Annotated in this window: 9 protein-coding genes and 1 pseudogene; 4 read left to right on the top strand and 6 right to left on the bottom strand. The window is 59.8% G+C overall.

Annotation, left to right across the window (positions count from 1 at the left end; translation table 11 throughout):
- The 4 genes from H663_RS40565 to tal form a co-directional block, all read right to left on the bottom strand.
- Positions 1-945 (bottom strand): IS3 family transposase (locus tag H663_RS40565; protein WP_116695958.1); only part of this gene is annotated, 945 nt, incomplete at its 3' end.
- The gene (locus tag H663_RS41450; RefSeq protein WP_133240095.1) at positions 942-1448 is read right to left on the bottom strand and encodes a transposase; all 507 of its coding nucleotides are present in this window, start codon (positions 1446-1448) and stop codon (positions 942-944) included. The genes H663_RS40565 and H663_RS41450, both read right to left, overlap by 4 nt.
- A gap of 426 nt (positions 1449-1874) precedes the next feature.
- Positions 1875-3407 carry a glucose-6-phosphate isomerase gene (gene pgi, locus H663_RS40550; RefSeq protein WP_053171353.1) on the bottom strand — a complete coding sequence of 511 codons (1533 nt, stop codon included), beginning with the start codon at positions 3405-3407 and terminating at the stop codon, positions 1875-1877.
- A gap of 442 nt (positions 3408-3849) precedes the next feature.
- Positions 3850-4797 (bottom strand): transaldolase, encoded by a 948-nt coding sequence (gene tal, locus H663_RS40545; RefSeq protein WP_053171356.1) that lies wholly within the window; start codon positions 4795-4797, stop codon positions 3850-3852.
- Positions 4798-4991: 194 nt separating this feature from the next.
- On the opposite strand from tal, the gene zwf reads away from it, so the two are divergent.
- Together zwf and H663_RS40535 are read left to right on the top strand one after the other, a co-directional pair.
- Positions 4992-6455 (top strand): glucose-6-phosphate dehydrogenase, encoded by a 1464-nt coding sequence (zwf, locus tag H663_RS40540; RefSeq protein ID WP_053171359.1) that lies wholly within the window; start codon positions 4992-4994, stop codon positions 6453-6455.
- Positions 6456-6557: 102 nt separating this feature from the next.
- Positions 6558-7403 carry a MurR/RpiR family transcriptional regulator gene (locus H663_RS40535; protein ID WP_053171362.1) on the top strand — a complete coding sequence of 282 codons (846 nt, stop codon included), beginning with the start codon at positions 6558-6560 and terminating at the stop codon, positions 7401-7403.
- Positions 7404-7602: 199 nt separating this feature from the next.
- On the opposite strand, the gene H663_RS40530 is transcribed toward H663_RS40535, so the two are convergent.
- Both H663_RS40530 and H663_RS40525 read right to left on the bottom strand, forming a co-directional pair.
- Entirely contained in the window at positions 7603-7884 is a 282-nt protein-coding gene (locus tag H663_RS40530; RefSeq protein WP_083451104.1) for a type II toxin-antitoxin system YafQ family toxin, read from the bottom strand.
- Positions 7871-8140, bottom strand: a complete 270-nt coding sequence (locus H663_RS40525; RefSeq protein ID WP_053171365.1) for a type II toxin-antitoxin system RelB/DinJ family antitoxin — start codon at positions 8138-8140, stop codon at positions 7871-7873. The genes H663_RS40530 and H663_RS40525 overlap by 14 nt, the downstream gene beginning before the upstream one ends.
- A 400-nt stretch (positions 8141-8540) precedes the next feature.
- Between H663_RS40525 and H663_RS41445 the strand changes: the two genes are divergently transcribed.
- Together H663_RS41445 and H663_RS40515 are read left to right on the top strand one after the other, a co-directional pair.
- Entirely contained in the window at positions 8541-9047 is a 507-nt protein-coding gene (locus H663_RS41445) for a transposase (RefSeq protein WP_133240094.1), read from the top strand.
- Positions 9044-9348: pseudogene (locus H663_RS40515) on the top strand (helix-turn-helix domain-containing protein); the annotation flags it as partial. The gene H663_RS41445 and the pseudogene H663_RS40515, both read left to right, overlap by 4 nt.

Raw genomic sequence — 9348 nt, 5'->3', positions numbered from 1 at the left:
CGTAACATCCTCGCGCTTTGCAAGCATTGGCCCGTCAAGCCCTGCGTGGCGCTGAGTTGGGGTTACAAAACGAATGGCACTGTGCCTGTGCTCGGTGTTGTACCAATGGACCAAATCTGTCACCCAGCGGCGCGCATGCAAGATGTCGGTAAAGGGCCCCAGAGGTAGCTGCGGGCGGAACTTGAGAGTTCGGAACAGCGATTCCGAGTAGGGGTTGTCATTGCTGACTGAGGGCCGACTGCGCGAAGGCGTGATACCCAAGCGCCACATTGTCGCCAGCATGGTCTCACCCTTCATCGGCGAGCCATTGTCTGAATGCACCGTGAGCTGCCCTTCGGGAATGCATTGGCGCTCGCAGATATCACGAAGCAAATCGGCGGCCAGCTGTGCGCTCTCACAATCAAATACCTGCCAGCCGACAATTTTTCGGCTGAAGATATCCACAAAAAGGTAGAGGTAGAAATGCATTCCTCGCACCTGAGTGGGCAAATAGGTAATGTCCCAACAATAGACTTGATCGGGCTCGGTAGCGACCAATGCGCGCGGCTTGCTCACCTTGCGCGGCACACGCTCCAGGCGGCGATGGCCCATCTGCTGGGCGCAATGGAGCAGTCGGTACATCGTCGATTCACTGCACACGTACTTGCCCTGGTCGGCCAAGCGAGGCACGATTTGGCTGGGTGGCAAATCTTTGAACTCCTCGCTGTTAAGCACGCTCATCGCGGCCTCTCGCTCAGCTTGACTGAGCTGGTTTGGCGGCACGCTGTGCGCACGTAGCGTGCTGACACGCCGGTCTCCTTCGTGCCCACAAGGGTGTACCCAGCGCTGCAAGGTGCGAACGCTCATGCCAATTTGGGCGCAGGCCTGTTGAGCGCGGGCACCATCAGCGATAGCCTGCTCGATCAATGGCAAAAGGATTTGGCGCTGTAGGGTGGAGTTCATCATGCCTCGTCCGCCCACAGCGCCTGGAATTTTTTTTTCAATATCAGCAGTGCTGCAGCCTCCGCTAAAGCTTTGTCCTTGCGACGCAATTGCCGCTCCAGCTGATCGTGTTTGCCCTGCAGCTCTCGCATGGCACCCAGATTTTGCTTGGCGCTGGGCTCGCTCATTGCACAAAAGGCATCACGCCAAGTCTGCAGCTGGTGTGCGTACAGCCCCTTGTGGCGGCACCAAGCATGCAGATCATCACCCACGAGCAGATGGCTTTCGTTAAGCGCTTGAAGGCGTTCGCGGGGGGCCCAAGCTTGGGCAGAAAGTTCGCCGTGCAAAGGGTGGGCTACATGGGGCCCCCCCCTTGCAGCTTTGGCGGCATCTCGGCGCCAACCCTTCAAGGTTGTCAGAGGAACATTCAGTTCAACTGCAACGCTGACCAGAGTTTGATCGCCGCGCTCGCGAGCCTTACGCAATGATTGTTCAATAAATTCAGTGGGATACGGAGCATGTTTCATTATTTATCGCCTCAGCGGAGAGTCCGCTTGGAAAAAGAAGAGAGACGACAACTAGTCTGACACAGGGGGGTCTTCGACCGCCGACCTACGCATACCGCGCCCGCCGTAGGTCGGTGGCTTTAGCTCCGACGTTTGTCCACTTCGGCACAGGCCCCATGTCGGGGTCTTCGACCACCGACCTACGCATACCGCGCCCGCTGTAGGTCGGTGGCTTTAGCTCCGACGTTTGTTCGCTTCGGCACAGGCCCCATGTCGGGGTCTTCGACCACCGACCTACGCATACCGCGCCCGCCGTAGGTCGGTAGCTTTAGCTCCGACGTTTGTCCGCTTCGGCACAGGCCCCATGTCGGGGTCTTCGACCACCGACCTACGCATACCGCGCCCGCCGTAGGTCGGTAGCTTTAGCTGCGACGTTTGTCCGCTTCGTCAGCGAACCTTGTTCAACAAGGCGGCGGTCGATGCATCCAGCCCGGTGACATCACCCGACACGATGCGGGCATGGATGTCTTTGGCCAGCACCTTGCCCAGCTCCACGCCCCACTGGTCAAAGCTGTTGATGCCCCAGACCGAGCCGCTCACGAACACGCGGTGTTCCTGCAAGGCGATCAGTGCGCCCAGACTGGCAGGCGTGAGTTCATCGAGCAGCAAGAAGGTGCTGGGCCGGTTGCCGGGAAAGTGCTTGTGACCGCCCTCGTCTGCCTTGCCCAGCATGAGCGCCTGTGCCTGTGCGATCACATTGGCCAACAGCAGCTCATGGTGATCTTTCAAACTGTGCGTGGGCTTTTTCACGGCAATGAATTCCAGCGGCACCACATCCGTGCCCTGGTGCAACATCTGGAAGTAGGCGTGCTGCCCATTGGTGCCCGGCTCGCCCCACAGCACGGGTGAGGTGCCATAGGGCAAAGCATGCCCGTTGCGGTCCACGCGCTTGCCGTTGCTCTCCATCTCCAGCTGCTGCAAATAGGCAGGCACCCGACGCAATGCGCTGTGGTACGGCGCAATGCTGCGGCTGGTGTAGTTCAAAAAGTTGCGGTACCAAACGTCGAGCAAGCCCAGCCGCACCGGCAAGTTGGCCTCCAGCGGCGCGGTCTGAAAATGCTGGTCCATCGCGTGCGCCCCGGCCAGCAGGTCCCTGAAACCCTGCGCGCCGATGGCGATGGCCACGGGCAGGCCAATGGCCGACCACATCGAATAACGCCCACCCACCCAGTCCCAAAAACCAAAGGTGGTGGTGATGCCCATCTCGGCCGCAGCGGCCACATTGGTGGTCAGCGCCGCAAAATGGCGCGACACATCGACTCCGCCCTGGCCCCGGAACCAAGCCAGCGCCGAGCGGGCATTGGTCATGGTCTCGATGGTGGTGAAGGTTTTGGAGGCGATCAGGAACAGCGTGTTCTCGGCCTTCAGACCACGCAGCACTGCTGCCAGCTCATGCCCATCCACATTCGACACAAAGTGAAAGCGCTTGCCCGGGATCACGAAGTCTTGCAAGGCCAGCACCGCCATTTGCGGGCCCAGGTCCGAGCCGCCAATGCCGATGTTCACCACGTCGGTGATCTGCGCATCGGCGCGGACCTGTTCGGCAAAGGCGAGCATGGGCTTCAAGGTGTCATGCACTTGCTTCAGAGGCTCGGCCAAATCACCCGAGAGCGAGCCTTCGGGTTGGCGCAAGAGCCAATGCATCACGGCACGGCCCTCGGTGGTGTTGATGGGCTCGCCACGGAACATGGCGTCGCGGTGCGAGGCCAAGCCCGTTTGGCGTGCCAGCTCCATCAACAGCGCTTCAGTGGCGGCATCGATGTGGTTTTTGGACAGGTCGGCAAAGACATGCGGGGCGGTCTGGCTCAGGGCATCTGCACGTTGCGGATCGGCCGCAAAAGCAGTGCGCAAATCAAAACCAGCAAAGCCCTGCGCATGCTGTTGCAGGTTTTTCCAGGCAGGGGTAAGGTCACAACGCATCGGGGTCTTTCAGTGAGTGGAGCGCTTTCAGGGCAAGCGCTCAAAGGGTTTTCCGTTTTTGCAGGTCGGCGGTCGAAGACTCCGACATGGGACGTGCGCCGCAGGCTCTATACGTCGGACTCTTCGAGTGCCGACCTACAGGGTATTCGTAGGTCGGCGGTCGAAGAGTCCGACATGGAACGTGCGCCGCAGGCTCTATACGTCGGACTCTTCGAGTGCCGACCTACAGGATATTCGTAGGTCGGCGGTCGAAGACTCCGACATGGGACGTGCGCCGCAGGCTCTAAATGTCGGACTCTTCGAGTGCCGACCTACAGGGTATTCGCAGGTCGGCGGCTTCAGCCCCGACAGCCATCACTTCGCGAAGCGACTGACAAACCGCAAGCCGTCCACAAAGGCTTGTCGAACCTGAAGGGACCGACCTGCAAAGACCCATGGGGTTTCAAACTTTCTTCATCAATTCTTCGAGCTTCACGGCATCGGCGCAGAAAGCACGAATGCCTTCGGCCAACTTCTCGGTGGCCATGGCGTCCTCATTGAGCGCCAAGCGGAAAGAAGCTTCGTCATAGCTCACAGCAGGCAAGTCCATGGCCTGCGCGGCTGCAGCGTCCAGCGCCTGGTTCAGCGGGGCCTCGGTCGCGGCCAGCTGCGCCAACAACTCGGGGCTGATGGTCAACAAATCGCAACCGGCCAGCGCCGTGATCTGGCCGATGTTGCGAAACGACGCGCCCATCACCTCGGTGGCGATTCCGTGCTTTTTGTAGTGGTTGAAGATGGCCCGCACCGACTGCACGCCGGGGTCGTTCGCGCCCGACTTGGCCGCTTCGTCCCAAGCAGCGCCTGCGGACTTTTTGTACCAGTCGTAAATACGGCCCACAAATGGCGAGATCAGTTGCACCTTGGCCTGGCCACACGCCACCGCCTGGCAAAACGCAAACAGCAGCGTCAAGTTGCAGCGGATGCCTTCGCGCTCCAGCTCGGCAGCGGCCTGAATGCCTTCCCAGGTCGAGGCGATCTTGATCAGCACGCGATCACGCGGGATGCCCTGCGCCTCGTACAGCGCCATGATGCGACGCGCCCGCGCCACGGTGGCGGCGGTGTCAAAGCTCAAACGGGCATCCACTTCGGTGGACACGCGGCCCGGAATGGTCTTCAAAATTTCGCAGCCAAAGCGCACCAGCAAGTGGTCCATCACCACGTCCAGCGGCAGGCCACGGTGGGTGGCCACGGCTTCGGCCAGCAAGGGGGCGTATTCGGGCTTTTGCACGGCCTTCAAAATCAAGGACGGATTGGTCGTCGCGTCCTGCGGCTGGAACTGGGCCAATTGCTTGAAGTCGCCGGTATCGGCCACCACGGTGGTGAATTGTTTGAGGGCGTCGAGTTGGTTCATGGTGTGTTGGATTTTCAGGGGTGCCAAACAAGGGTCAAAGGCCAGTGCTGTCAGCGCGGTCTGCTGTGAGTGCGTTCTGCCACACTCGCAGCGCCTGCCAAAAGACGGGGCGTAGGAATAAATGCAAAGTGCTTGAATTATCCGTGAAACAAAGTTACATTACAAATCAATTTTTCATGTAACTCAAGAACATCATGGCATTTGATCTGGTTTTTTTCGGCGGTACGGGCGATCTGGTTTGGCGCAAACTCATGCCCGCCCTGTTTCAGGCTTTCCGCCACGACACACTGCCTGAAGGCGGCCGCATCATCGGCGTGGGCCGTGACGACATGACGGACGAGCAATACCGCCAGCAAATCCAGTCACGCTTTGAGCAAGTCGAAGGCGACAAACGGCCCAACCCCGAAGAATTTGCCCGCTTTGCCAGCCTGCTGTGCTATGTGCGCATGGACCTGTCCAAGCCTGAGTCCTACGCGGCCTTGGCCAGTCGCCTGGCCGAGCGCGAAACCGACCATGTGGTCATGTACCTGTCCACCGCGCCCAGCCTGTTTACCACCGTGTGTGAACAACTTGCCGCCTGCGGTCTGAACACGCCCAAAACCCGCATCGTGCTCGAAAAACCGCTGGGCCACGACCTGGCCTCCAACCGCGCCATCAACCACGCGGTGGGCAAGGCCTTCAAAGAGCAACAAATCTTCCGCATCGACCACTACCTGGGCAAGCCTGCGGTGCAAAACCTGTTTGCCCTGCGCTTTGGCAACGCCCTGTTTGAACCCCTGTGGCGGCGCGAGCACATTGCCAACATCCAGATCACCATGGCCGAAGAGCTGGGCGTGGAAAAGCGCGGCGGCTTTTATGAGACCACCGGTGCACTTCGCGACATGGTGCAAAACCACGCCCTGCAACTGCTGTGCGCCATCGCCATGGAGCCCCCCATCAACGCCCACGCCGATGCAATTCGCGACGAAAAACTCAAAGTGCTGCGCGCCTTGAAGCGCTGGACCCCCGACACGCTCAGCCAACACGTCATCCGCGGCCAATACAGCGCGGGCAACGTGGAAGGCAAGGCTGTGCCCGGCTACCGGGAAGAGCCAGGCGTCAGCCCGCAAAGCTGCACCGAAACCTTTGTGGCCCTGCGCACCGAAATCTCCAACTGGCGCTGGGCGGGCGTGCCGTTTTACATCCGCACCGGCAAACGCATGGCCTCGCGTGAGGCGCACATTGAAATCAACTTCCGCCCCACCCCGCACGAAATTTTCAAAAGCCCGGTGGGCCAGGTCAACAAGTTGGTGATCCACCTGCAACCCAAAGACGGGCTGGAACTGCACCTGTTTGCCCAAGGCCAAAGCAAACGTGGCCAAGGCAGCGGCGGCGCCACCCTGAGCCCCGTGCACCTGGACCTGGACTTTGACAAACGCTTTGGCAGCGAACGCGTGGGTGCCTACGAACGCCTGCTGCTGGATGTACTGGACGGCCGCCTGAACCTGTTTGTGCGCAGCGACGAACAAGAAGAAGCCTGGCGCTGGGTCGAGCCCATCTTGCGCCACTGGAGCACCGACACCATCGGCCCCCGCCCCTACACAGCAGGCACCTGGGGACCCAGCGCCTCGAGCGCCATGATTGCGCGCGATGGGTTTTGCTGGTCTGAGGAAATTTGACCGTGCCTGTGTGACAAGAGTCCGACACAGTCTCACAAAAGACCCCCGCGGCCCAACCCACCACCAACCCGACCATTGCCCACAACCCCAAAGGAGACACCCATGCTCGACCGAATCAAAGCCTCCCTGTCCTCCTTGGCCCCCGCCGAGCAACGTGTGGGCAAGCTCGTGCTGGCCGACCCTCGGGCCTTTGCCAACTTGCCCGTCACCGAATTGGCCGATCGCTCGCATGTGAGCAAACCCACCGTGGTGCGTTTTTGCCGCAGCATGGGCTATGACGGCTTGTCCGACTTCAAACTCAAACTGGCCGGCAGCGTCAGCGAAGGCGTGCCCTTCATCCACCGCAGCGTGGACGCGGACGACAAGACCAGCGACATCGCAGTCAAGGTCATCGACAACACGGTGGCGGCGTTTTTGAAATACCGCAACGACGCCAGCTCATTCGCGCTGGAACACGCCGCTCAAGCCCTGGCCGCCACGCAGAAAACCAACCGACGCATCGAATTTTATGGCGTGGGCAACTCCGGCATCGTGGCGCAAGACGCGCAGCACAAATTCTTCCGCCTGGGTGTGAACGCCATCGCCTACAGCGACGGCCACATGCAGGTCATGAGCGCCTCCATGCTGCGCCCCGGCGACTGCGCAGTGATCATCTCCAACTCCGGCCGCACCCGCGACCTGATGGACGCCTGCGACATCGCCAAAAAACAAGGCGCCACAACAATAGTCATCACCGCCAGCGGCTCGCCCCTGGCAAGTGCCGGGCACATCCACCTGACGGCCGACCACCCCGAGGGCTACGACAAATACAGCCCCATGGTCTCGCGCCTTTTGCACCTGCTCATCATCGACATCCTGGCCACCACGGTGGCCCTGCGCATCGGCGAAGAACTGCAACCCACCTTGCGCGACATGAAAAACAACCTGCGCAGCAAGCGCTACACATAAAGGCCCACCTGTCGGTCGGCGGTCGAAGACCCCGACACAGCGCCTTGGCTGACACCCCAAACGTCGGACTCTCCGAGTACCGACCTACAAAACCACCGCCCCGTAGGTCGGCGGTCGATGACCCCGACACAGCGCATTCGCTGACACCCCAAACGTCGGACTCTCCGAGTACCGACCTACAAGACCACCGCCCGCCGACCTAACCAAATAACTCGCTGTGTGAGCCAAACCGGGCCAGTCTGAGCGTTTCTGAATCTGATTTTCGATAAATCAGTAGCAAATCAGGCCTGACATGACATTCCCGGTAACCCGCCCAATCACCACTCAAATCGTGATCGCGGTATTTGGCTTCAAGTGGCTGGTCTGTCAGCAAAGCCAACAGGACAGGCCTTATGTCTTCATCCAAGGTGGCACGATGTCTTCCCTTGGCTTCACGTTTGTAATCGCGCTTGAAAACAGTCGATCGGTCAATCGTCCGCATGCAAATCAGCCATCAGATCATCGACATTGACAAACTTCTTGCCCTTGCCTGATTCCAGTTCTGCAATTGCCTTGCGCGTTTTGGCATTGGGAACCTTGACGTCAAAGGGCAAACGTCGTTCATCTGCCACACGCAACATCAGCAAGCGGATGGCGTCCGAAATGGATAAACCCATGGCTTCGAGCGCAATCGCAGCGCGCTCCTTCGTGGCGCTGTCGATGCGGGCACGAACGTAAGTGTCAGCTGTAATGCTCATGAGGGCCTTCTATCAAACGATTGAAAAGCTCAATTGTAGTCACACCGCGACTACAACTCGTCCACATCGGACTCTGCGAGTACCGACCTACAAGACCACCGCCCCGTATGTCGGCGGTCGAAGACCCCGACACAGCGCCTTCGCCCACACCCGAAACGTCGGACTCTCCGAGTACCGACCTACAAAACCACCGCCCCGTAGGTCGGCGGTCGAAGACCCCGACACAGCGCCTTGGCTGACACCCGAAACGTCGGACTCTGCGAGTACCGACCTACAAGACCACCGCCCCGTAGGTCGGCGGTCGATGACCCCGACACAGCGCATTCGCTGACCCCCTGTGTCAGACTAGTTGTCGTCTCTCTTCTTTTTCCAAGCGGACTCTCCGCTGAGGCGATAAATAATGAAACATGCTCCGTATCCCACTGAATTTATTGAACAATCATTGCGTAAGGCTCGCGAGCGCGGCGATCAAACTCTGGTCAGCGTTGCAGTTGAACTGAATCTTCCTCTGACAACCTTGAAGGGTTGGCGCCGAGATGCCGCCAAAGCTGCAAGGGGGGGGCCCCATGTAGCCCACCCTTTGCACGGCGAACTTTCTGCCCAAGCTTGGGCCCCCCGCGAACGCCTTCAAGCGCTTAACGAAAGCCATCTGCTCGTGGGTGATGATCTGCATGCTTGGTGCCGCCACAAGGGGCTGTACGCACACCAGCTGCAGACTTGGCGTGATGCCTTTTGTGCAATGAGCGAGCCCAGCGCCAAGCAAAATCTGGGTGCCATGCGAGAGCTGCAGGGCAAACACGATCAGCTGGAGCGGCAATTGCGTCGCAAGGACAAAGCTTTAGCGGAGGCTGCAGCACTGCTGATATTGCAAAAAAAATTCCAGGCGCTGTGGGCGGACGAGGCATGATGAACTCCACCCTACAGCGCCAAATCCTTTTGCCATTGATCGAGCAGGCTATCGCTGATGGTGCCCGCGCTCAACAGGCCTGCGCCCAAATTGGCATGAGCGTTCGCACCTTGCAGCGCTGGGTACACCCTTGTGGGCACGAAGGAGACCGGCGTGTCAGCACGCTACGTGCGCACAGCGTGCCGCCAAACCAGCTCAGTCAAGCTGAGCGAGAGGCCGCGATGAGCGTGCTTAACAGCGAGGAGTTCAAAGATTTGCCACCCAGCCAAATCGTGCCTCGCTTGGCCGACCAGGGCAAGTA

This window comes from Limnohabitans planktonicus II-D5, assembly GCF_001270065.2.
In the GTDB taxonomy this organism is placed as follows: domain Bacteria; phylum Pseudomonadota; class Gammaproteobacteria; order Burkholderiales; family Burkholderiaceae_C; genus Limnohabitans_A; species Limnohabitans_A planktonicus.
This window is presented reverse-complemented; position numbering and strand designations above follow the sequence as displayed.